A 20578-nucleotide genomic window follows, 5' to 3' on the forward strand; every position below is an offset into this window, starting at 1 on the left:
GTCGGTGTCGCCGGACGCTATTTGCCAATCTGCACCTTCTGCTTCCACAACACCCAGGCACGATCCATGATCACCATGTTGACGCCATCGGCCTTGGCGGCCTCCTCGGCGCTGAGATACGTCACATCGGAGCCGAGCCCGAGTGCCTGGGCCTGAAGCTTCGCATTCACATCGGTGTAGTAGGCGCGGAACACGGCGGCCTGGACCGCCGGACCGACGGTGACGTCACCATGGCCGCGCATCAGCACCACGGACTTGTCGCCGAGCGCGGATGCGAGCGACCTGCGGATGGCGTTGTTGCGCACCAGCATGTCGGTCGCGCCGAACTCCTTGCCGATGTCCCACACCGGGGCGCCGTCGCCGAGAAAGGCCGCATTGTGATAGAGCGGCTTCAAGGGTGTACGGCTGACGCTGAAGGGGACGACGCCGGGCGAATGCGTGTGTACCACCGCGTTGACGTCCGGGCGGGCCTTGTAGATCTCGGCATGGATGAAGCGTTCGAGGAAGACGGCGCGGTTCTTCGCATCGACCGGTTCGCCGTTCTCGTCGAACTCCATGATGTCATTGGCCGTGACCTGCGCCGGCGCGATCGAGCGCGCCATCAGGAAGTGGCGCGGATTGGTGGGATGCCGCGCACTGACATGGCCGAAGGCATCGACGACGCCGAGATCGGCGAGCACGCGGCTGCCGGTCGCGATGTCCTCGAGCAGCTCGCGGGGAACGCCGGGGATGGAGTCTTCGGCGCGAGAGGGGGCGGCGGAGAGGAGGAGGGCGGTGACGGCAATCGCGGCGAAGCGGCTGAAGCTGGACATCTGGCTCTTCCTCCCGGCCTTCGTTGTCTAGGTTCGTTGCTTCAACATACGCGTCATTGCGAGCGAAGCGAAGCAATCCAGGATGGTGGTCGGGACCCTGGATTGCTTCGCTTCGCTCGCAATGACGGGGAGAGGTTTGAGCGAGGCAACTGGCATGGCAGGGTGAGCGCTCCCTCAGGTCACCGGCGCCGGATTGAACAGCGTCAGATCGTTGTGGATGCCCCAGCGATCCGACCACGGCTTGATGCGGCCGCTCGCGACGTCGAGGATCAGCTTGAACAACTCCCAGCCGGTTTCCTCGATCGTCATCTCGCCGGTGGCGATGCGGCCGGCGTCGAAGTCGATCAGGTCCTTCCAGCGCCGCGCCAGTTCGCTGCGGGTCGCGACCTTGATCACGGGCGCGGCGGCGAGGCCGTAGGGCGTGCCGCGGCCGGTGGTGAACACCTGGAGCGTCATGCCGGAGGCGAGCTGCAGGGTGCCGCAGATGAAGTCGGAGGCGGGCGTGGCTGCGAACAGCATGCCCTTCTGCTTGGCCTTCTCGCCCGGCGCCAGCACACCATGGATCGGACCGGAGCCGGACTTGACGATCGAGCCCAGCGATTTCTCGACGATGTTGGCGAGCCCGCCCTTCTTGTTGCCCGGCGTCGTGTTGGCGCTGCGATCGGCGCCGCCGCGGGCCAGATAAGAGTCGTACCAGTCCATCTCGCGGATGAGCGCGCGGCCGACGTCCTCGTTGATCGCGCGCCGGGTCAAGAGCTGGATGGCGTCGCGAACCTCCGTCACCTCGGAGAACATCACGGTCGCGCCGGCGCGCACCAGCAGGTCGGCGGCGAAGCCGACCGCAGGGTTGGCGGTGACGCCGGAGAACGCGTCGCTGCCGCCGCATTGCAGGCCGATCACGAGATCGGACGCCGGGCAGGTCTCGCGCGTGCGCTTGTTGAGCTGCGCGAGGCGCCGGTCGGCCTGGGTCATGATGGCGTCGACGATGGCGCCGAAGCCGTCGAAGGCCTCGTCCTGCATGCGGACGATCGAGTCTTCCGTGCCCTCCGGCAGCAGCCGTTCCGGCGCGAGCTTCTCGCAGCCGAGGCCGACGACCAGGATCTCGCCGCCGAAATTCGGGTTCAGCGCGAGGTTCTGCAAGGTGCGGATCGGCACCACGGCGTCCGGCGCCGTGATTGCGACACCGCAGCCATAGGCGTGGGTCAGCGCGACGACGTCATCGACATTTGGGTACTTCGGCAGCAGCTCGCTCTTGATGCGCTTGATCGCGAATTCCAGCGTGCCCTTGACGCATTGCACCGAGGTCGAGATGCCCAGCACGTTGCGGGTGCCGACCGAGCCGTCGCGATTGCGATAGCCTTCGAAGGTGTAGCCTTCGAGCGGCGGCAGCGGCGCCGGCACCGCGGTGGAGATTTCGAGCTGATCGAGGGCAGGGGCCTCAGGCATGTCGATGCGAGCCTCGTCCACCCATTCGCCGGATGCGATCGGCGACTTCGCATAGCCGATGATCTCGCCGTAGCGGACGATCGGCGCGCCCTCGGCGATGTCGACCAGTGCGGTCTTGTGGCCCTGCGGGACGAAGCTCCTCAGCGTCAGGCCATCGGGAAATTTGGTGCCGGCAGGCAGGCCGAAATCGTTCACCACGATCGCGACGTTGTCGCGTGCGTTGAGCTTGATGATGCGGGGCTCTTGGTTGGCGACGACCTGCTGGTTCATGCTCGCTCCGTGCTGCTCCGTAGGGTGGGCAAAGCGAAGCGTGCCCACCGTCTTTCGTTCGTCTTCGAGCCGTCGGTGGGCACGGCGCTTCGCGCCTTTGCCCACCCTACAGGTCTTGGTTTCCGTCATTGCGAGCGAAGCGAAGCAATCCAGGGCCGAACAGAAGGTCTGGATTGCTTCGTCGCTTCGCGCCTCGCCATGACGGCGCTCACGACGGGCGAGGTCTCACACCGGATAGGTGTAGGCCGTCTTGACCGTCGTGTAGAATTCGCGCGCGTAGGAGCCCTGCTCGCGGGCGCCGTAGCTCGAGCCCTTCCGGCCGCCGAACGGCACGTGATAGTCGACGCCGGCGGTCGGCAGGTTGACCATCACCATGCCGGCCTCGCTGTTGCGCTTGAAGTGCGAGGCGTATTTGAGGCTGGTGGTGCAGACGCCCGCCGCGAGACCGAACTCGGTGTCGTTGGCGATTGCCAGCGCCTCGTCGTAGTTCTTCGCACGGATCACGCAGGCAACCGGCCCGAAGATCTCCTCGCGGGCGATGCGCATGGTGTTGGTGGCCTCGGTGAACAGCGCCGGCTGCATGTAGAAGCCGGGCGTCTCCCGGTTCAGGAGCTCGCCGCCCCAGGTCAGCTTGGCACCTTCGTCCTGGCCGATCTTGAGATAGCGCTGGTCCTGCTCGAGCTGATTGCCGTCGACCACCGGGCCGATATGGGTGCCCTGCTTGACGGCGTCATCCACGACCAGGCCCTTCAGCCGCTCGGTCAGCGCGGCAACGAATTTGTCGTGGATGCCCTCGGTGACGATCAGGCGCGAAGACGCGGTGCAGCGCTGGCCGGTCGAGAAGTAGGAGCCGTTGGCGGCGGCCTCGACCGCGACCTTGACGTCGGCGTCGTCGAGCACGACGAGCGGGTTCTTGCCGCCCATCTCGAGCTGGAACTTCTTCATCGGGTTCGACAGCACGCAGGTCTGCGCGATCTTGCGCCCCGTGCCGACCGAGCCGGTGAAGGAGATCGCGGCGACGTCGGGGTGCTCGAGCAGCGTCTGGCCGACCACCGAGCCGGAGCCGACGACGAGGTTGAACACGCCGGCGGGAAGGCCGGAGCGCGCGATGATCTCGGAGAGCGCATGCGCCGAGCCGGGCACCAGCTCGGCCGGCTTGAACACCACCGTGTTGCCGTAGCAGAGCGCGGGCGCGATCTTCCAGGCGGGGATCGCGATCGGGAAATTCCAGGGCGTGATCATGCCGACGACGCCGACCGCCTCGCGGGTGATCTCGACGTCGAGGCCCGGACGTACCGAGGCGCCCTTCTCGCCGGTCAGGCGCAGCGCCTCGCCGGCAAAGAACGCAAAGATCTGCCCCGCACGCGCCACCTCGCCGATGCCCTCCGGCAGCGTCTTGCCTTCCTCGCGCGCCAAGAGGCGGCCGAGCTCTTCCTTGCGCGACAGGATCTCCGCCGAGATCTTGTTGAGCGCGTCATAGCGCTCCTGCGGGGTCGAGCGCGACCACGCCGGAAAAGCGGCCTTGGCGGCGGCGATCGCCTTCTCGGTCTGCGCGCGGTCGGCCTTGGCATATTCGCCGACGACGTCGTTGGTGTTGGACGGGTTGATGTTGCGGGTCACCCCGCTGCCGTCGACCCACTCGCCGGCAATGAAATTCTTGAGGATCGCGTTCATGTTGTTCTCCAGACTTTTGCGCGATTGCTCGGACAATCTAACCGATCGCCTCCGTCATCGCACGAGACAGGGGCGCTTGTCGTCGAAGGTCCAGCCGGGGATCAGATACTGCATTGCGACGGCGTCGTCGCGTGCGCCGAGCCCGTGGCTCTTGTACAGCGCATTGGCCTTTTCGATGGCGCCGCGGTCAACCTCGATGCCGAGCCCGGGTTGCTCGGGCACGGCAATCCTGCCGCCCTTGATCTGCAGTGGCGCCTTGGTCAGCGCCTGGCCGTCCTGCCAGATCCAGTGGGTGTCGATCGCGGTGACCTTGCCCGGTGCGGCGGCGGCCACATGGGTGAACATCGCCAGCGAAATGTCGAAATGGTTGTTGGAGTGCGAACCCCAGGTCAGGCTATTGTCCTTGCAGGTCTGGGCGACGCGGACCGAGCCCTGCATGGTCCAGAAATGGGGATCGGCCAGGGGGATGTCGACCGCGCCGAGCCGCAGCGCATGGCTGAGCTGCCGCCAATCGGTGGCGATCATGTTGGTCGCGGTCGGCAAGCCCGTCGCGCGACGGAACTCGGCCATGATCTCGCGGCCGGAGAAGCCGGCCTCGGCGCCGCAGGGGTCCTCGGCATAAGCGAGGATGCCGTGCATGTCCTTGCACAGCCGGATCGCCTCATCGAGCGACCAGGCGCCGTTGGGATCGAGCGTGACCCGCGCCTGCGGAAAGCGCTTGGCGATCGCGGTCACCGCCTCGATCTCGGCCTCGCCTTGGAGCACGCCGCCCTTGAGCTTGAAATCGGCGAAGCCATAGGCGTCGTGCGTCGCCTCGGCCAGCCGCACGACGGCTTCAGGCGTCATCGCCTCCTGATGACGCAGGGCGAACCAGCCGTCCTTTTCGCCCTCGCCGGTCGCGTAGGGCAGGTCCGTCTTCTTGCGGTCGCCCACGAAGAACAGATAGCCAAGCGCCTCGACCGATGTGCGCTGCTGGCCTTCGCCGAGCAGCGCCGCCACGGGCAGGCTGAGATGCTGGCCGAGCAGGTCGAGCAGCGCCGACTCCACCGCAGTCACGGCGTGGATCATCACCCGCAGGTCGAACGTCTGCTTGCCACGGCCGCCGGCGTCGCGATCGGCGAAAGCGGTGCGCATCGCGGCCAGGATGGTGTTGCAGGCGCCGATGCTTTTGCCCACGATCAGGCTCTTCGCGTCCTCCAGCGTCTGCCGGATCTTCTCGCCGCCCGGCACCTCGCCGACGCCGGTGTGGCCGGAATTGTCGGTGAGGATGACGAGGTTGCGGGTGAAGAACGGCCCATGCGCGCCGCTGAGATTGAGGAGCATGCTGTCACGGCCGGCGACCGGAATGACCTCCATGCCGGTGACGACCGGCGCGCCGGAGATCCCGGTCTTGGTGGCTGCGTGACTCATCATGCTCCTCCCTCGTCGTCTCTTCTTGCTGCTTCGCTTCCCCTCATGGAGAGGCGGCGCGTAGCAGTCTTACTCCGCGGCCTGTCGCGACGGCATCGCTGCTGGCAGCGCCTTCACCAGCGCCGTCAGCTCTGCCATCTCCTCCGCAGTCAGATCGGTCAGCGGCAGGCGGACCGGGCCGGAATCGCGGCCGATCACCTTCATGCCGGCCTTGATGATCGAGACCGCGTAGCCCTTCTTGCGGTTGCGTATCGCGATCAGCGGCAAAATGAAATCCTTCAGCCCGGCATGGATCGCGGCGTGGTCGCGCTTGCGCACTGCGGCATAGAAGTTGGTGGCAAACTCCGGCACGAAGTTGAACACGGCCGAGGAGTAGGTGGTCACGCCCATGTCGAGATAGGGCAAGGCGAATGTCTCGGCGGTCGGCAGGCCGCCGATATAGGTCAGGCGGTCGCCCATCCTGGTGTAGACCCGGGTCATCAGCTCGATGTCGCCGATGCCGTCCTTGTAGCCGACCAGGTTCGGGCAGCGCTCGCACAGCCGCGCCAAAGTGTCAGGCTGCAGGATGGCGTTGTCGCGGTTGTAGACGATCACGCCGATCTTCACCGACTTGCAGACCGCCTCGACATGGGCGGCGAGGCCGTCCTGCTCGGCATGGGTCAGATAGGGCGGCAGCAGCAACAGGCCGTCCGCGCCGGCCTTCTCGGCGCCAATGGCGATCTCGCGCGCGATCGCGGTGCCGTAGCCGGTACCCGCCAGCACGGGCACCCGGCCGCGGGTCTCGTGCACCGCGACCTCGACGACCTCAGGCACCTCCGCAGGGGTGAGCGAGAAGAACTCGCCGGTGCCGCCGGCGGCGAACAGGCCTGCGACCTCATAGCCGCAAAGCCAGTCCATGTTGGCGCGATAGGTGGCCTCGTCGAACGAATAGTCGGCCTTGAATGGCGTCACGGGGAAGGAGAGCAGGCCGCTGCCGATCTTCGCAGCCATTTCCGTCGGGGTCATCTTGCTCATCGTGCGGGTCCTTCACGAATGTCTTACGGAATGGCGCGGCACGGGCGCCAGAGCGCATTCTCTGGGCGCTGTCGTAGGACCAAGTTCAATGCCGGTCCAAGCCAATCACGGTATCGATTGATGCTGAGCCGGCATCAATCCTCCGCCTGCTGCACGGCGAGATTGCCGGCCAGCTCGACCAGCGCCGGCAGCAGGGGATTGTCGTGATCGCGCCGCCAGACCAGGAACAGCTCGGCCGGCGTCGGGTTGCGCAGCTTCAGCGGCCGCAGCCGGACATCAGCGATCTTCAAGCTGGAGGCAGCTTCGGGCACGATCGCAAGCCCGAGGCCGGCGCGCACCATCGCCAGGATCGAGTGGATCTGGCTCAGGTGCTGCACGTAGCGCGGCAGCACCTCTGCGCGCATGAACTGCGACACCAGGAGATCGTGGAAATAGCGCGCCTCGGTCTGCGAATACATGATGAAGTTCTGGCCGTCGAAATCACGGATCGACACGGTCTCGGCCGAGGCCAGCCGATGCCGGCGCGGCAGCGCGGCGCAGAGCGGCTCGGCGACGACGCGGCGGGTGGCGAATTCGGGCCGTGCGATCGGCGGCCGCAGCAGGCCGGCATCGATCTGGCCGGAGGCGAGCGCCTCGATCTGGTCGCCCGAGACCATCTCCTTCAGCGACAGATCAGCTTCGGGCAGCTCTGTTCGGCAGGCGGCGACGAGGTCGGGCAGGAAGCCGTAGGCCGCGGCCGCGGTGAAGCCGATCTTCAGCGACCCGCTCTTGCCGCTGGCGATGCGCTGCGCCACCTGGGCGGCGCTCTCCGCCATCTTCAGGATGCGCCGCGCCTCCGGCAGGAAGCTGCGCCCGGCCGGCGTGAGCTTCACCGAGCGGCTGGTGCGCTCGAGCAGGACCGCATCGATAATGTGCTCCAGCACCTGGATCTGCCTGGAGAGCGGCGGCTGCGTCATGTTGAGCCTCACGGCGGCGCGGCCGAAATGCAGCTCCTCGGCCACGGTGACGAAGCAGCGCAGCTGGTTGAGGTCGAACATCGATGCTTCCTCGGCATGGATAGGGCCGGTGGTGCGAGTTTGGTAGCATCGATTGGGGGCAGTGGGAATATTGGCGGGATCTCCGGCCGCGGCTTTGGCAGACGCGCCAAACTCGGCGGTTGGCGTCAGGCAGGGCCACTGCTTGACCCCCCCGTCATGCGCCGGCTCACTTGCCGGACGCAGCGGCGCGGGCATCCGCAATGGCCTGCTTGAAAGCCTGTGCATTGGGGACGCCGGGGATGCGGAAATGGCCGATGATGAAGGCCGGCGTGCCGCGGAAGCCGAGGCCCGTGGCCTGCTCGTGATTGCGCGCAAGCACGGCGTCGATGTCGGCGCGCTTGGCCGCGAGGTCGGCCTTGGCGCGGGCGAGGTCGATTCCGGCGCCGCTGAGCGCCGCATCGACCTTGGCCTCCGACAGCTTCTCATTGAGCGAGATCAGCGCCTCATGGGCCTCGGCGAACTTGTCCTGATATCTCGCCGCCAGGGTGAGACGCGCCGCGTAGATCGAGGCGCCGCCGAAGATCGGCCAATCCTTGAAGACGAGACGGACGTGACCGTCGTCGCGAACCACCTTGGCGAGCTCCGGGCTGATCTTGCGGCAATACGGACACTGATAGTCGAAATACTCGACGATCGTGATGTCGCCATCGGCGTTTCCGACAGCGGGGATGGCGGGATCGTGCAGGATGCGCGCTTCGCTCAGAATGTCGGTGTCGTCGTCCTCGGCGCGGGCCTGGAGCGGCAGGATGGCCGCAGTCAACAGCAGCAGCATGGCGATCGATGCGGTAAAGGCCTTCATGTTCATGACTTGTCGTTCTCCTGATGAGGGATGGTCGATGCGGTGTCGATGGCATCCAGCACGGTCTGCGGCGTCAGCAGTTCGGGGAGCAGGATGCCGTTGGGAGCTCCGGGGCCGTACACGATGTTGAACGGCAGGCCGTAGCGGCCGAAGGATCGGAGGTAGGTCGCGATCGCGTCGCTGGGCGAGGTCCAGTCCGCCTTGAGGGAAACGACACCCGACGCGAGTCGGCTGCGCACGGCCGTGCTGTCGAGCACGAGCTTTTCGTTGACCTTGCAGGTGACGCACCAGCTGGCGCCGATGTCGACGAAGACCGTATGGCCGGCACGCACCTGTGCCGCGATCTCGGCCGGAGCCAGCGGCTGCCAGGCGATCTCGGCCACCCGGTCCCTGCCGTCCGGCGCCTTGATGTAGGTTGCTGCCGTCAGCGCCAGACCTGTCGCGATGGCGAGGCTGGCTCCAGCGATCGTTCGCCGCAACGGGAAACGGAGCGCCGCCGTGATCAGCGCAGGGACGAGCAGCGCAGCGGCGAGGATGACCGCAGTCGGGGGGCCACTGATGTCGGCGAGCACGATCAGCAACCAGAGCGCGGTCGCCGCCATCGCGGCCGCTGCGACGGCGCGCAGCTTCAGCATCCAGCGGCCGGGCCGCGGGAAGAGTGCGGCAAGGCCCGGCGCCGCGGCGAGAGACAGATACGGCGCAGCCATGCCGAGCCCAAGCGTGGTGAACACCAGCAGGATCTGCGGCGCGGCCTGCGACAGCGCAAAAGCGACGGCGGTGCCGACGAATGGCGCCGAGCACGGCGTGGCCAGCAGCGTCATGACGAAGCCGTTGATGGCATGACCTGCCATCGTCCTGCGGCTCGCAGCGTTGCCGAGGCGGCCGGCGATCCACCACGGCAGGCTGATCTCGAACAGGCCGAGCAGGTTGGCGCCGAATGCTGCGAGCACGATGATCATCGCGATGAGGAAAGCCGGCTGCTGAAACTGCAGGCCCCAGCCGACTTCGGCGCCCGCGGCCTTGAGCGCGGACAGGATGATGGCAAGGGTCACGAACGAGGCGACGATGCCGGCCGCCGTCGCCAGGAATGCCCGACGCGGCGAGGGCGCGTGTGCGGGATCGTGATCGACCAGCGAAACGAGCTTCAGCGACAGCACCGGAAACACGCAGGGCATGAAGTTGAGGATGAAGCCGCCGAGCAGGGCCACGCCGAGAATGGCCCATATCGATGCCGCCGAAGGACGCGGTGCCGGTGTGGCTGCTTTGGCCGCAGAAGCGTGAGCAGCTTGATCGACATCCACCGGAAGCATGGCTTCTATCGATCGGTCGCCATCGACCAGGGTGACCCGCAGGCGTTGCACCGGACCGGCCCGATCGAGGCCTTGCACCGGCACGGCGATCCGTACGCCGCCGTCCGACATCGTGCTCACCTGGGGACGGCCGCCGGACACGGCGTCGTCCCCATCAAGGAAGACGTCGGGCGCGTGCAGTGGCGGCGTCGCATGCGCTTCGAGCAGCAGTTGCGGCTTTGGTTGCCGATCGATGCGCAGCGCCGTGATGGAAAGTCCGGGCGAACTCGCCCGCGGGACGCTCTGCCGCCATTCGTCGATCAGCGCCTGGTCGTTCGGCCGGTGCGTAACGGCGGGGATGTCGGCCTCGAGATCGGCCTCCTGCTGGGTGCAGATGACCGAGCAGACGAACAGCACGGCCTTCAGCGTGAGATGTGTGGGCGCCGCTCCATCCTCGAGCCGCACGCGCAACGGAAACAGCACGTGCTCGGCATAGCCGAACGTGTCGATATCCTGCTCGCTGAAGCGGCTCGGCGCCGGCCATTCGACGGTGACATCGGCGACGTTGCGCGAGCCGCTCCAGTCGAATTGCGGTGGTGCGCCGGCGTCGCCGGGCGAGCGCCAATAGGTGTGCCAGCCTGCATCCAGCCTGACATCCAGTCCCGCCCACGCCGTGGCCGGGCGGTCGTCTGCTCGCGTGATGTCGCCGACCAGCAGGCGCGTGTCGACGTTCGCCTGCGGCCGCAACTGACCCGCGGCGGCGGTCGTCGCCGCAAGATGGAGCAGGCCGAGCAGCAATACGAGCCGGCCAAGATGACGGATGGACATGATGATCTCCCGCGCGCTGATCGCACATTGCGGTGGCCGTTGCGCCGCGCGATCCGGCGCAAGGCACGCCTAGAGACGGGCACCACGAGCCGATCCGCGTGACCCGCGATCGATGTTGGATATTCGTTCGCTCAAGTCACGGCGTTACGCTGCCCGTGAGCCGATGAGCACGGAACGGTCAGGCGTGGCGACAGGGAGGACGGTAGGGCGAGGACCCGTAGCATTGCGTCGTCAGCGCCTCGTCATAGGGGCGCCAGGACAGCGTCCGGGAGGCGGCAACCGGCTGTGCCGCAGGATTGTCGTTCGCCGGGACGGCGGTCAGACCAGCCGCGGCAAACGGACAGGTGTTGATCATGCCCGGAAGGACGGCCTTCCTGCACGGCTTGGGCGCGCTCGTGGTCGTTCGGGACCATTGAGGGGCACCGGCACCGGTGTCTGCCGTGGCAACCTCGAACGTTCCGAGCAGAGGCGCCAGACTCAAGACGAGCGCGACCAGCGCCGCCATCAGGCGGCGTGTCATCGCGGGCATCTCGAAATCAGCATGCCTCATCTTGGATCATCTGCTCCAGCTTGGACTGGTCGCGCAGACCGGCCGCTCTTGGCAACTGACATCTTCGTGACGCCGCGAACTTGCGGCCCAGGCCGGTATCGCGTGAGCAAAGCGAGTGGTTCTCAAAGCACGTTGATCGGTACCTTCAGGAATGTCTTTCCCGTCGCATCCGCGGGAGGCAGATGTCCGGCGCGGATATTGACCTGAAGCGATGGAATGATCAGGCGCGGCATGCCGAGCGTCTTGTCGCGGGCCTCGCGAAGCGCAACGAACTCGTCCTCGGTCATCCCGTCTCGCGCGTGGATGTTGCGGAGCCGCTCCTCGCCGACGGTCGTTTCCCAGCGCACCGCGCGGCCGTTGGGGGCATAGTCGTGACACATGAACAGCCGGGTCTCGCGCGGCAGCGTTTCAAGGATCTTCCGGATCGAGCGAAACAGCGTGCGCGCATTGCCGCCTGGAAAGTCGGCCCGCGCCGTTCCCCCGTCCGGCATGAACAGGGTGTCGCCGACGAAAGCTGCATCGCCCATCACGTGTGTGGCACAGGCGGGCGTGTGACCCGGCGTGTGCATCACGAGGGCCGTCATCTGTCCCACCTGATAGGTGTCGCCATCCTTGAACAGCCGGTCGAATTGGCTGCCGTCGCGGCGAAACTCCGTGCCCTCGTTGAAGACCTTGCCGAAGGTCTCCTGCACGGTCAGGATATGCTCGCCGATGCCGATCTTGCCGCCGAGCCTGTCCTGGATGTAGGGCGCGGCGGAGAGATGATCGGCATGCGCATGCGTTTCGATCAGCCACTCTGGCCGGAGGCCGTTGATCTTCACGTAGTCGATCAGCATGGCGGCGGAGCGGGTGCTGATGCGGCCGGCCGCGTAGTCGATGTCGAGGACGGGATCGACGATCGCGCAGCACGGCGATGACGGGTCCTTCACTACGTAGCTGATCGTGCTGGTGTCAGGATCGAAAAATCCGGCCACCTTCGGCTGCACGCGGAGATCGATTGGATAGGACATGGCTGCTGCTCCACGATTTGGCTCCGGGGCGGCATCGCCGCCCACGCCGCGTTTGTTGTCCTGCGCGGTCTAAGACATCGGACTGGATTTCGTTCCGCAGGTATTGATGCCGAGCATCGCGTAGGGCGGGCACCAGCCGATCAGTGCGGTGCCGACCGGGATCAGGCCCAGAAGGCCCCACAAGGTCTGCGGCCCTACGACCGTGAGACTGAGGATCGCCAGTCCGGCGACGATCCTGAGCAGTCGGTCGATCTTGCCAATGTTCTGTGTCATGTCGCGCTCCCCTTTGGCTTGCGATGATGCAGACGATAGAGCGGGATACGGCGCGCGTATGTAACTAAGTCACCAAGAGACGCCGGTTCCTAGCCATGCTGGGCCAGCTGGACAAGCGCCGGTCTGTCGGTGATCTCGACGATTCCGCGAGCCATTCGCAACCAGCCGCGCCTCGCGAATTCATTGAGCTGGCGGCTGATGACCTCGCGTGCGCTGCCGAGCTCGTTGGCGAGATCCTGATGCGTTGCAACGATCTGCTGCTTTGCCCCGGCAAGCTCGAGAAGCTTCTGGGCGAGCCGCACATCGATCCGCTCGAACGCAACCTCCTCGATGATGCGGAAGAGATTGGTGACGCGGCGGCTGAACGCGGTGAAGACAAACTGACGGAATTCGCGCGAGCTGGCGATCAGCCGGTCGAACAGCGCGCGCGGGATCGCCACGGCGCGGATCCGGGTCTCCGCGATGCCCTCGGCCTGGTATTCCTCGTAACCCATCAGGCAGGCCGTGGTCAGCGCGCAGCTTTCGCCCGCCTGGACGCGGTAGAGCACGATCTCGCGGCCGGCCTCGGACGTCTGCTGCACCCGGATGGTCCCGTCCAGCAGCAGCAGGAAGGAGTCCGGCGCCTGGCCGGGGCCGAAAATCCGGCTGCCTTCCGGAAGCTCGACAATGAGGCTGGCCTCGCGCAACTGCGCGAAGATCTCCTCCGGCAGTTGTCGCAACGGCGGGAAAGCGCTCGTCCAGTCCTGCTCCGACGACATCACGACATCCGGCTGCGCCACATCGGCGTCGTCCAGACTTGCCATAGGATCGCGCGTGGGTCGAGGGACGGGATCTGCCCCCCGTCCCTAATCTTCGGCACCATGAGGGAGCTCGCATGGACTCCGGCAGCGCGTTGCCTTGCAACCGATCGGCGTCTCACGCATGCGTGGCCGTTGCAGGCGGGCCAGACCAACAGGTTGCCGCACCTGCCGGCAGAGCAAGGCCCGCGCACTCTCGGACCGCGCCTTTCCTCGCTCTTTGCTCTTAGCTCTTGGTGCTTGCCGTCTTGTCGAGCGCCGCCCGCAAACCCTTGGCGAGCTTGATCGCATCATCGTTCGCCCAGAAGTGCATGAAGAAGAGGCGGGGGTGTTCGTCCAGCATGTGGCTATGCAGCGCCGTGACCTCGATGCCGTGGGCACGGAGCGTCCGGATCACGGGGTTCACCTCCTCCCCGCTCAGCACGAAGTCACCGGTGACAGCGGCCTTGCCCGCGCCGGTCGGCTGGAAGTTGATGCCCGTCGCGACGCCCATCGCCGCGACGGGAGACAAGGATAGTCCGCCCTCGATAATTGGATCGCGTCGCGGCACGTTGAACTGATAGACCCCGCCATTGGCTTGTCCTTTGACCGCCAGGATCTGATCGAGCTGTGTCGTATCGAGATCGATGGCCGGCGGCGGCGTGGTCGGCGACGCCGCAATCGTCAACGGTGTCTTGCTGTCGGCGAGGGCGTCGCGGATGGCGGACGCGAGTTTGACCGGATCGCCGTGACCGGCGACATGCATGTAGAACGTTGCTGGGCTCGCGCGGAGCAGATGGTTGTGCACGGCGCTGATTTCGAGCCCGCCGGCGATCATCTTCGCCATTACCGGATTGACCTCTGATTCCAGCAGGACGAGATCGCCCATGATCATGGTGCCGCCATGCGCCGGCTTGAACGCGACCCAGCCGCCGAGCGCGAGCGCCGGCCTGATGGTTACGCCGTCCAGGGTCACCGCGAGATCGGTGCGCGGGAAGCCGTACCGGCGGACGTCTCCCGCCACGGATGGTTTCCGGCCCAATGTCTCGTCGACCTTCTGCCAATCGGTGTCCTGTGCGCGCGCCGTCGAGACGATCGGTCCGGCGCCGTGTGCGAGGAGGCAGGCGCCGAGGCCCAACAGACTCCAGATCGTGCTTCTCATCGTTCGCTCCTTTTGGTCTGTCACTGCCCCATGTTCCGTCGCAGCGTGCTCTCAGATGACGCCCGCAAAGCGCATCAGGATGCCCGCGATGCACGAGGCGGCGAGCACGACGAGCATTCCCACGTTGAAGCGGAAAATGGCCGTAGCGGCCGCAACCGACAGGACAACGGCCGGCAGGTCGATGCTCATCGGCCGGGGCACGTCGAATGACAGTCCAAATCCCTGGATCGGAAAGGTCTCGCGGAAGAGGGTGTGCAGCGCGAACCAGATCGACAGATTGAGAATCACGCCCACGACGGCGGCGGTGATGGCCGAGAGCGCGCCGCCGAGCGCCTTGTTTCCCCGCAACGCCTCGATGTAGGGCGCGCCGACGAAGATCCAGAGAAAGCACGGCGCGAACGTCACCCACGTGGCCAGCAGTCCGCCCAGCGTGCCGGCGAGCATGGGAGACAGCCCGCTGGCGCCGCGGAACGCGGCCATGAAGCCCACGAACTGGACGACCATGATCAGGGGACCGGGAGTCGTCTCCGCCATGCCGAGGCCGTCGAGCATCTCGCGCGGAGCAACCCAGTGATAGTACTCCGCGGCCTGTTGCGCGACGTAGGCGAGCACGGCGTAGGCGCCGCCGAACGTCACCATCGCCATCTTGCTGAAGAAGATCGCGATCTGGCCGAAGACGTCGTTCGGCCCGAGCAGGATCAGCAGTGCGAAGACGGGGACGAGCCAGATCGCGAGCCAGACGGCCGCCACGCGCAGCGTGCGCGCAGCGTTCGGACGGACGTGATCCGGCACGGCCTCTCCGAGCATGCTGTCGATCGCGCCGGCGCTCTTGCCGCCGTGCTCGAGGGGTGCGAACTCCGGCCGGCCGAGGCGGGCACCGACGAAGCCGATGACTCCGGCGGCAATGACGATGATCGGAAACGGCGCCCCGAAGAAGAAGATCGCGACGAAGGCTGCGGCCGCCAGTCCGATCATGATCCGATTGCGCAGCGCACGCTTGCCGACGCGGACGACGGCCTGGATCACGATCGCCAGCACGGCCGCCTTGAGGCCGAAGAACAAGGCTTCGACGACGCCGACATTGCCATAGGCTGCATAGATGTAGCTGAGGCCCATGATGGCGAAGATGCCGGGCAGAACGAAGAGCGTTCCTGCGACGATGCCGCCCGTGGTCCGGTGCAGCAGCCAGCCGATATAGGTCGCAAGCTGTTGCGCCTCCGGGCCGGGCAACAGCATGCAGTAGTTCAGGGCGTGCAGGAAGCGGCTCTCCGAGATCCAGTTCTTCTCCTCGACGAGGATGCGATGCATGACCGCGATCTGACCGGCGGGGCCGCCGAAGCTCAGCACGGCCACCCGGATCCAGACGAGAAGCGCCTCATTGAAGGAGATGCCGTGGGCGTGCTCCGCCGCGACCGGCTTCCGGGATGCTGCGACGTCCGTCATGACTTCACCTTGCTGGTCGGCCAGTTGTGCGCCTCCTTCGTGGCGTCGCGGCACCAGCGGTAGAAGGCATCATAGAGCAGCAGGCCGGCGCTCAGCTGCTCCAGATCGTCGTCATACATTCGCGACAGGCCGAGTGAAGCGGCAAGGAGGCCAGGAGCCTCGGGCGAGAGATCAAGTCGCGCCGTATCCGCGGCACGCACCAGCGTGGCGAGTCGTTCCAAGGGTGGTGTCCGCAGACCGAGCTCCTCGACCATGACGTCGAAGGTGCAAAGCTCGCCGCGGTGGCTCCAGAAGACATTCTCGATGTCGAAGGGAGTGGCTTGGAAACGCTCGGCGACGGCTTCGACTTCGGCCGGCGTCACGAACAGGAAGACCGCGGCGGGGTCGACGAAGCGACGGATCAGCCATGGACAGGCGATGCGGTCGATCTTGGGGCGTGATCGCGTGACCCAGACGGTGCGGCCGCGGTCGTCCCTGCTCGGAATTCTGTCGGCTGGCACGGTCGGGAGTTGTGCCTCTGTCCAGCCGACGTGCCCGCCCTCGAGGACCTCGGCTGCGACGTTGCTGCACCGGAGCCAGGCCGCGGTGCCTTCGCTCAGCTTCTTGCCTTTCTGGCAGATCACGACAACCGATTGGCCGGTGAAGCTCGGTGCCCATTGCTGGACGTCGAGATGGGAGCGCCTGACGGCGCCGGGGATGAGGCGTGGGTCGGCGGCGAAATCCTCGTCGACACGCACGTCGACGAGCCGTGGCGAGGTCGCCGTGCCGATCAGTCGAGACAATTTTTCGGATGATATCGAGGTGTATGATGATGACATGTTGCGCCCTTGGTGACCAGGACGCGATTCTTGGGCATGTCGCCTCGCGGGGAGATCGCACATCCCCGTAAGCGAAATAAAGCGCTCGATGGCTCGGCTGTCAACTGCCGGATGGGCCGGGAACGCCGCGGAGGTAACGCGCTGATCTCTCCCTGTCCGGCTGGATCCCGGATCGCGGGCCTCACGTGATGAATTCGTGCAGACCCAGCCACCCCGTATAGACCCCGACGAGCACGATCAGAGCCGCCGAGACGTAGGGCGCACGGTGGGCGAAGCGACTGAGCCCGCTCCAGTGCCGCTCGACGTGCCGCAGGCTAAGGGCCGCCACGACGCCAACCGAGACCATCGTGATCGCCAGACCGATGCCGAAGCACAGCACCAGAATGAAGCCGAGGGCGAACTGCTTCAATTGGATGCAGAGCAGCAAGACGGTGATGGCGGCGGGGCAGGGGATCAACCCGCCTGTGAGACCGAAGGCGACGATCTGCGCGGTCGTGACCGTGCGTCCCGCAAAGCGCTTTCGAATGTCGTCCGCATGGGCGCGTGCGTGGGCATCGTCCTCATCGCCGAGGTCTATGTGATCGTGCCCGTGTTCCTCGAACAGGATCTCGGCAGTGTCACCCGCAAGCGCAAGCCGTGCCTTGAACGCGTGCGGCTCGGGAATCTCCTCGATGCTCTCCAGGTAATCGCTTGCGGCGCGGAAGCTGAAGCTCTGCGCGTCGCCATCTCCGCGAATGGTCGTAAGCTGGAGTTCGCCGGCCGGAGGGAGCGCGCCGGACTCGGTCCGGACTCGCCAGCGTGGCGGCACGCCGTCTTCGAAGATCTCGAGCAACAACGTACGTCCGGTCAGCACGACGGATGTCGGCGCGTCGTGATGATGATGACCGTGATGTTCATTCTTATCCCGCCACGTGCGCCAGACCATCCACACGGCGATGCCGATGATGACGACGGCCGAGATCAGTTGCAGATAGGCTTCGCTCCGCGCCCCGGAGAGTTCCTGGCCAAAGTGAAGCCCGGCCAGCGCGATCACCCACACGATCGCGGTGTGGGAGAGGGTTGCCGACAGGCCGAGCAGCACGGCCTGAAAAACGGTTCCTCGAATCGCGACGATGAACGCAGCCATCATGGTCTTGGAGTGACCCGGCTCGAGCCCGTGCAGCGCGCCTAGAACGATGGCGCTGGGGACGAACAGCCACGCGTTCGCGCTGCTTTGTTGCAGAAGGTGAGACAGGTCGGTCATGCGAGTGTCATTTCAGATAGGTTCGAACCACTTCGATGAGGTCCGCGGCGCCCTTGGCCTTTTCAGGGTCCTTTTCGTGCGCCGGATCGACGACATGGTGGCGGATGTGATCCTCCAGCAGCTCGGTGGTCAGGCCTCCGATGGCGCCCCTGACCGACGCCACCAGCATGAGGACGTCGGCGCAGCCCAGCTCCGCGTCCAGCGCCCGTTCCACGGCATCGATCTGTCCTTTGATGCGCCGGACGCGCGCAAGCAGCTTCGACTTGTGTTTGATCGTGTGCGACATCTCTATAAGATAGGGGGGTACCCTACAGAGGTCAACAGGACTCCGGGACCCCGACCGGTCTTTCGCCCGTGGCAGGAGCGCTTCTCGAGCCAGCCCGGCTCGACATGGACGACGTTGCGCGCGACGTGCGTCCGCCGCCCTCGACGCATGATCGGACCGTCCAGCCCGCCTCAGATCAGCAAGGGCAGCTGCGCGTCCGCCCCGGCGTCATTCTGCTGCTGCAAGGATGACAGCGAAACGCCGAGGAGCCGCACCGGCTTGGGCAACGGCATCTCGCTCTGCAGGAGAGCAACGGACAACCGGGCCAGATCCTCGCGACTCCCGACCGCGTGGGCGACGGACCTGCTGCGCGTCATGATGTCGAAGTCGGCGAACTTGACCTTCAGCGTGACCGTCCGGCCTCGGTTGCCGCTGGTTTCACAATGCTGCCAGACCTTGTCGATCAGGGGCTGCAGCTCCGCCAGCATCGGCTCGAATTCCGTCAGGTCCGTCGAGAAGGTGTTTTCGGCGCCGACGGATTTTCGGATGCGATTGGCTCGGACCGGGCGATTGTCGATTCCGCGCGAGATCCAATAGTAGTGGTTGCCCGCTTTGCCGAAGTGCTGCTGGAGGAAGGGCAGGGTCTGATTGCGGATGTCGAGGCCGGTATGAATTCCGAGCGCGTTGAATTTCGCAGCGGTCGCCGGGCCGATGCCGTGAAACCTGCCGACCGGCAGCCCCTCCACGAAGACCGGACCCATCTCCGGCGAAATGACGTATTGCCCATTGGGCTTGCGATGGTCCGAGGCCAGCTTGGCGAGGAACTTGTTGTAGGAGATTCCCGCGGAGGCATTGAGTCCGGTTTCGGCCTTGATCTTGGCCCGGATCTGCAACGCGATGTCGCGCGCCAGCGGAATGCCTCGCAGGTTTTCGGTGACGTCCAGATAGGCCTCGTCCAGCGACAGAGGTTCGATGATCGGCGTGTGCTCGGCGAAGATGGCGCGGATCTGCTGGCTGATGGCCTTGTAGACCTCGAAGCGCGGCTTGACGAAGATCAGGTCCGGGCACTGGCGCTTTGCCGTCACCGACGGCATGGCCGAGCGCACGCCGAACGCCCGAGCCTCGTAGCTTGCGGCTGCCACGACGCCGCGCTCGCGCGATCCGCCGACGGCCACGGGTTTGCCGCGCAGCTCGGGATTGTCCCGCTGCTCGACCGACGCATAGAATGCATCCATGTCGATGTGGATGATCTTGCGAATGGCCGGCGGCGCGGCATCCTGTTCCGGACCGGAGCTTGGCATCGCCAAGCTCTATCAGAGCGTGGCGATGAAGTCTGCCCGGCCCGAGCGCTGCCTGCGACGTCCCTTTGACGGCGGCGTTGCGATGAGATCTGCCCGTCAGGCCATCAAACGGCGGCTGGGGAAAAGCGCTCAGAAAAAAGGATGGCCTACGGTGATTGAAACGAAGCAGCGCAGCCGGGACCCGTTGTCAAAACGGGTCACGCCGCCGCGACCGAAATTCGCCTGGCCCGGCTGTGATGTTTGAGCTCACGTTCCTGGGGACCTCGGCGAGCGTTCCGTCCGCGGACCGCAATCATCCCGGCCTTCTCGTTCGAGCAGGCCGGCATCGCATTCTCGTCGATTGCGGCGAGGGGATCCAGCGTCAGCTGCTCCGCGGTGGGGCAGGCTTTCGGCGGCTCGATCGGATCCTGCTCACCCACGGCCATTTCGACCATGTCCTCGGCATTCCCGGACTGTTTTCCACCCTGCGGCTGCGCAGGAGCGCTGACATCATGCGCGTCCACGGCAGCCCCGGCACGCTCGATGTGGTGGTCCGAATGCTCGCGGGGCTGTGGGGCGAGGGCCGCGCGCCGATCCAGCTTGAGTTCGTACCGCTCAGGCGCGGGGAGGTTCTCAACGCCGGTGAGTTTACGATCAACTGCTTTCCCGTCCGGCACCGCGACACCGACAGCTTCGGCTTCGAATTTGTGAGTCGAGCGCGCCGCCATCTGCTGCCAGAGCGTCTGGCAGCGCTCGCCGTGCCCGATGGGCCCGTGCGGAAGGCCTTGGCGGAGGGCCGGCCGGTCACGCTGGAGGATGGCCGAACCATCGATCCCGAGGATGTTCTGGGGCCTCCGCAGGGACCGAAGAAGCTCGTCATCGTCGGCGATGCGGAAACGACCGAGGGTCTGCACGAGCACGTCCGCGACGCGGACATGCTCGTGATCGAGGCGACCTTCCTCCGGCGCGATTCTGCCATGGCTCGCGACTACGGCCACCTGACGGCCGCGGAGGCCGCCGGGCTCGCGGCGTCGAGCAACGTCAGGCAGCTCGTCCTGAACCACATCTCCGGCCGCTATCCCGACGAGGAGATCCTCGCCGAGGCGCGGGAGATCTTTCCTGACAGCCGAGTCGCGATCGATTTCGACCGGATGGTGGTCTAGCGGCTCGTTCGGGCAC

General features: G+C 66.0%; 20 protein-coding genes. 2 read left to right on the top strand and 18 right to left on the bottom strand.

The features are described 5' to 3' along the window. Nucleotides 1–17: 17 nt before the first annotated feature. The 18 genes from QX124_RS02815 to dinB all read right to left on the bottom strand — a co-directional run bounded on the left by QX124_RS02815 (nucleotide 18) and on the right by dinB (nucleotide 19420). Nucleotides 18–812 carry a class II aldolase/adducin family protein gene (locus tag QX124_RS02815; protein ID WP_315796162.1) on the bottom strand — a complete coding sequence of 265 codons (795 nt, stop codon included), beginning with the start codon at nucleotides 810–812 and terminating at the stop codon, nucleotides 18–20. Nucleotides 813–986: 174 nt separating this feature from the next. After that, the gene (gene garD, locus QX124_RS02820; RefSeq protein ID WP_315796164.1) at nucleotides 987–2528 is read right to left on the bottom strand and encodes a galactarate dehydratase; all 1542 of its coding nucleotides are present in this window, start codon (nucleotides 2526–2528) and stop codon (nucleotides 987–989) included. A 225-nt stretch (nucleotides 2529–2753) separates the two neighbouring features. Then, complete coding sequence (locus tag QX124_RS02825) at nucleotides 2754–4202, bottom strand: aldehyde dehydrogenase family protein (RefSeq protein ID WP_315778942.1); 1449 nt, start codon at nucleotides 4200–4202, stop codon at nucleotides 2754–2756. A 54-nt stretch (nucleotides 4203–4256) separates the two neighbouring features. Then, nucleotides 4257–5612, bottom strand: coding sequence for a glucarate dehydratase (gene gudD / locus QX124_RS02830; protein WP_315796166.1), 1356 nt, complete (start codon nucleotides 5610–5612; stop codon nucleotides 4257–4259). A gap of 69 nt (nucleotides 5613–5681) precedes the next feature. Further along, a complete protein-coding gene (kdgD, locus tag QX124_RS02835; protein WP_315796168.1) occupies nucleotides 5682–6626 on the bottom strand; it encodes a 5-dehydro-4-deoxyglucarate dehydratase in 945 nt (314 codons plus the stop codon). A 134-nt stretch (nucleotides 6627–6760) separates the two neighbouring features. Beyond that, a complete protein-coding gene (locus QX124_RS02840; protein WP_315736656.1) occupies nucleotides 6761–7663 on the bottom strand; it encodes a LysR substrate-binding domain-containing protein in 903 nt (300 codons plus the stop codon). Nucleotides 7664–7829: 166 nt separating this feature from the next. Next, nucleotides 7830–8468 (bottom strand): DsbA family protein, encoded by a 639-nt coding sequence (locus QX124_RS02845; RefSeq protein WP_315736657.1) that lies wholly within the window; start codon nucleotides 8466–8468, stop codon nucleotides 7830–7832. Beyond that, entirely contained in the window at nucleotides 8465–10579 is a 2115-nt protein-coding gene (locus QX124_RS02850; RefSeq protein WP_315796170.1) for a protein-disulfide reductase DsbD family protein, read from the bottom strand. Before QX124_RS02850 ends, QX124_RS02845 begins: the two co-directional genes overlap by 4 nt. Nucleotides 10580–10757: 178 nt before the next feature. After that, nucleotides 10758–11099: a hypothetical protein gene (locus QX124_RS02855; RefSeq protein WP_315796172.1), complete on the bottom strand. Its 342-nt coding sequence runs from the start codon at nucleotides 11097–11099 to the stop codon at nucleotides 10758–10760. Nucleotides 11100–11251: 152 nt separating this feature from the next. Then, nucleotides 11252–12139 (bottom strand): MBL fold metallo-hydrolase, encoded by an 888-nt coding sequence (locus tag QX124_RS02860; protein ID WP_315796174.1) that lies wholly within the window; start codon nucleotides 12137–12139, stop codon nucleotides 11252–11254. 69 nt (nucleotides 12140–12208) lie between these two features. After that, nucleotides 12209–12412, bottom strand: coding sequence for a DUF2892 domain-containing protein (locus tag QX124_RS02865; protein ID WP_315796176.1), 204 nt, complete (start codon nucleotides 12410–12412; stop codon nucleotides 12209–12211). 89 nt (nucleotides 12413–12501) lie between these two features. Then, nucleotides 12502–13170 (bottom strand): Crp/Fnr family transcriptional regulator, encoded by a 669-nt coding sequence (locus QX124_RS02870; RefSeq protein WP_315796611.1) that lies wholly within the window; start codon nucleotides 13168–13170, stop codon nucleotides 12502–12504. 265 nt (nucleotides 13171–13435) lie between these two features. After that, nucleotides 13436–14350 carry a DUF1259 domain-containing protein gene (locus QX124_RS02875; protein WP_315796178.1) on the bottom strand — a complete coding sequence of 305 codons (915 nt, stop codon included), beginning with the start codon at nucleotides 14348–14350 and terminating at the stop codon, nucleotides 13436–13438. Between the two features lie 51 nt (nucleotides 14351–14401). Then, on the bottom strand, nucleotides 14402–15793 hold the full coding sequence (gene chrA, locus QX124_RS02880; protein WP_315796180.1) for a chromate efflux transporter: 1392 nt from the start codon (nucleotides 15791–15793) through the stop codon (nucleotides 14402–14404). After that, on the bottom strand, nucleotides 15790–16611 hold the full coding sequence (locus QX124_RS02885) for a sulfurtransferase/chromate resistance protein (protein WP_315736664.1): 822 nt from the start codon (nucleotides 16609–16611) through the stop codon (nucleotides 15790–15792). Before QX124_RS02885 ends, chrA begins: the two co-directional genes overlap by 4 nt. Before the next feature lie 181 nt (nucleotides 16612–16792). After that, nucleotides 16793–17854, bottom strand: coding sequence for a nickel/cobalt efflux transporter (locus tag QX124_RS02890; RefSeq protein WP_315796182.1), 1062 nt, complete (start codon nucleotides 17852–17854; stop codon nucleotides 16793–16795). A 7-nt stretch (nucleotides 17855–17861) separates the two neighbouring features. Continuing rightward, nucleotides 17862–18140, bottom strand: coding sequence for a metal/formaldehyde-sensitive transcriptional repressor (locus QX124_RS02895; RefSeq protein ID WP_315736666.1), 279 nt, complete (start codon nucleotides 18138–18140; stop codon nucleotides 17862–17864). A 170-nt stretch (nucleotides 18141–18310) separates the two neighbouring features. Beyond that, nucleotides 18311–19420, bottom strand: a complete 1110-nt coding sequence (gene dinB / locus QX124_RS02900) for a DNA polymerase IV (RefSeq protein ID WP_315771327.1) — start codon at nucleotides 19418–19420, stop codon at nucleotides 18311–18313. On the opposite strand from dinB, the gene QX124_RS02905 reads away from it, so the two are divergent. Then, nucleotides 19353–19664 (top strand): hypothetical protein, encoded by a 312-nt coding sequence (locus tag QX124_RS02905; protein ID WP_315771435.1) that lies wholly within the window; start codon nucleotides 19353–19355, stop codon nucleotides 19662–19664. The genes dinB and QX124_RS02905 overlap by 68 nt on opposite strands. Then, complete coding sequence (locus QX124_RS02910; RefSeq protein WP_315771329.1) at nucleotides 19657–20562, top strand: ribonuclease Z; 906 nt, start codon at nucleotides 19657–19659, stop codon at nucleotides 20560–20562. Before QX124_RS02905 ends, QX124_RS02910 begins: the two co-directional genes overlap by 8 nt. Nucleotides 20563–20578: the final 16 nt, after the last annotated feature.

Source organism: Bradyrhizobium sp. SZCCHNRI3043, from assembly GCF_032377735.1.
Taxonomy (GTDB): Bacteria; Pseudomonadota; Alphaproteobacteria; order Rhizobiales; family Xanthobacteraceae; genus Bradyrhizobium.

What these genes read in the sequence shown, in the direction of transcription:
- QX124_RS02815 (WP_315796162.1), bottom strand. Translation starts at nt 812, where the DNA reads ATGTCCAGCTTCAGCCGCTTCGCCGCGATTGCCGTCACCGCCCTCCTC.
- garD (WP_315796164.1), bottom strand. Translation starts at nt 2,528, where the DNA reads ATGAACCAGCAGGTCGTCGCCAACCAAGAGCCCCGCATCATCAAGCTC.
- QX124_RS02825 (WP_315778942.1), bottom strand. Translation starts at nt 4,202, where the DNA reads ATGAACGCGATCCTCAAGAATTTCATTGCCGGCGAGTGGGTCGACGGC.
- gudD (WP_315796166.1), bottom strand. Translation starts at nt 5,612, where the DNA reads ATGAGTCACGCAGCCACCAAGACCGGGATCTCCGGCGCGCCGGTCGTC.
- kdgD (WP_315796168.1), bottom strand. Translation starts at nt 6,626, where the DNA reads ATGAGCAAGATGACCCCGACGGAAATGGCTGCGAAGATCGGCAGCGGC.
- QX124_RS02840 (WP_315736656.1), bottom strand. Translation starts at nt 7,663, where the DNA reads ATGTTCGACCTCAACCAGCTGCGCTGCTTCGTCACCGTGGCCGAGGAG.
- QX124_RS02845 (WP_315736657.1), bottom strand. Translation starts at nt 8,468, where the DNA reads ATGAACATGAAGGCCTTTACCGCATCGATCGCCATGCTGCTGCTGTTG.
- QX124_RS02850 (WP_315796170.1), bottom strand. Translation starts at nt 10,579, where the DNA reads ATGTCCATCCGTCATCTTGGCCGGCTCGTATTGCTGCTCGGCCTGCTC.
- QX124_RS02855 (WP_315796172.1), bottom strand. Translation starts at nt 11,099, where the DNA reads ATGACACGCCGCCTGATGGCGGCGCTGGTCGCGCTCGTCTTGAGTCTG.
- QX124_RS02860 (WP_315796174.1), bottom strand. Translation starts at nt 12,139, where the DNA reads ATGTCCTATCCAATCGATCTCCGCGTGCAGCCGAAGGTGGCCGGATTT.
- QX124_RS02865 (WP_315796176.1), bottom strand. Translation starts at nt 12,412, where the DNA reads ATGACACAGAACATTGGCAAGATCGACCGACTGCTCAGGATCGTCGCC.
- QX124_RS02870 (WP_315796611.1), bottom strand. Translation starts at nt 13,170, where the DNA reads ATGTCGTCGGAGCAGGACTGGACGAGCGCTTTCCCGCCGTTGCGACAA.
- QX124_RS02875 (WP_315796178.1), bottom strand. Translation starts at nt 14,350, where the DNA reads ATGAGAAGCACGATCTGGAGTCTGTTGGGCCTCGGCGCCTGCCTCCTC.
- chrA (WP_315796180.1), bottom strand. Translation starts at nt 15,793, where the DNA reads ATGACGGACGTCGCAGCATCCCGGAAGCCGGTCGCGGCGGAGCACGCC.
- QX124_RS02885 (WP_315736664.1), bottom strand. Translation starts at nt 16,611, where the DNA reads ATGTCATCATCATACACCTCGATATCATCCGAAAAATTGTCTCGACTG.
- QX124_RS02890 (WP_315796182.1), bottom strand. Translation starts at nt 17,854, where the DNA reads ATGACCGACCTGTCTCACCTTCTGCAACAAAGCAGCGCGAACGCGTGG.
- QX124_RS02895 (WP_315736666.1), bottom strand. Translation starts at nt 18,140, where the DNA reads ATGTCGCACACGATCAAACACAAGTCGAAGCTGCTTGCGCGCGTCCGG.
- QX124_RS02905 (WP_315771435.1), top strand. Translation starts at nt 19,353, where the DNA reads ATGTCGATGTGGATGATCTTGCGAATGGCCGGCGGCGCGGCATCCTGT.
- dinB (WP_315771327.1), bottom strand. Translation starts at nt 19,420, where the DNA reads ATGCCAAGCTCCGGTCCGGAACAGGATGCCGCGCCGCCGGCCATTCGC.
- QX124_RS02910 (WP_315771329.1), top strand. Translation starts at nt 19,657, where the DNA reads ATGTTTGAGCTCACGTTCCTGGGGACCTCGGCGAGCGTTCCGTCCGCG.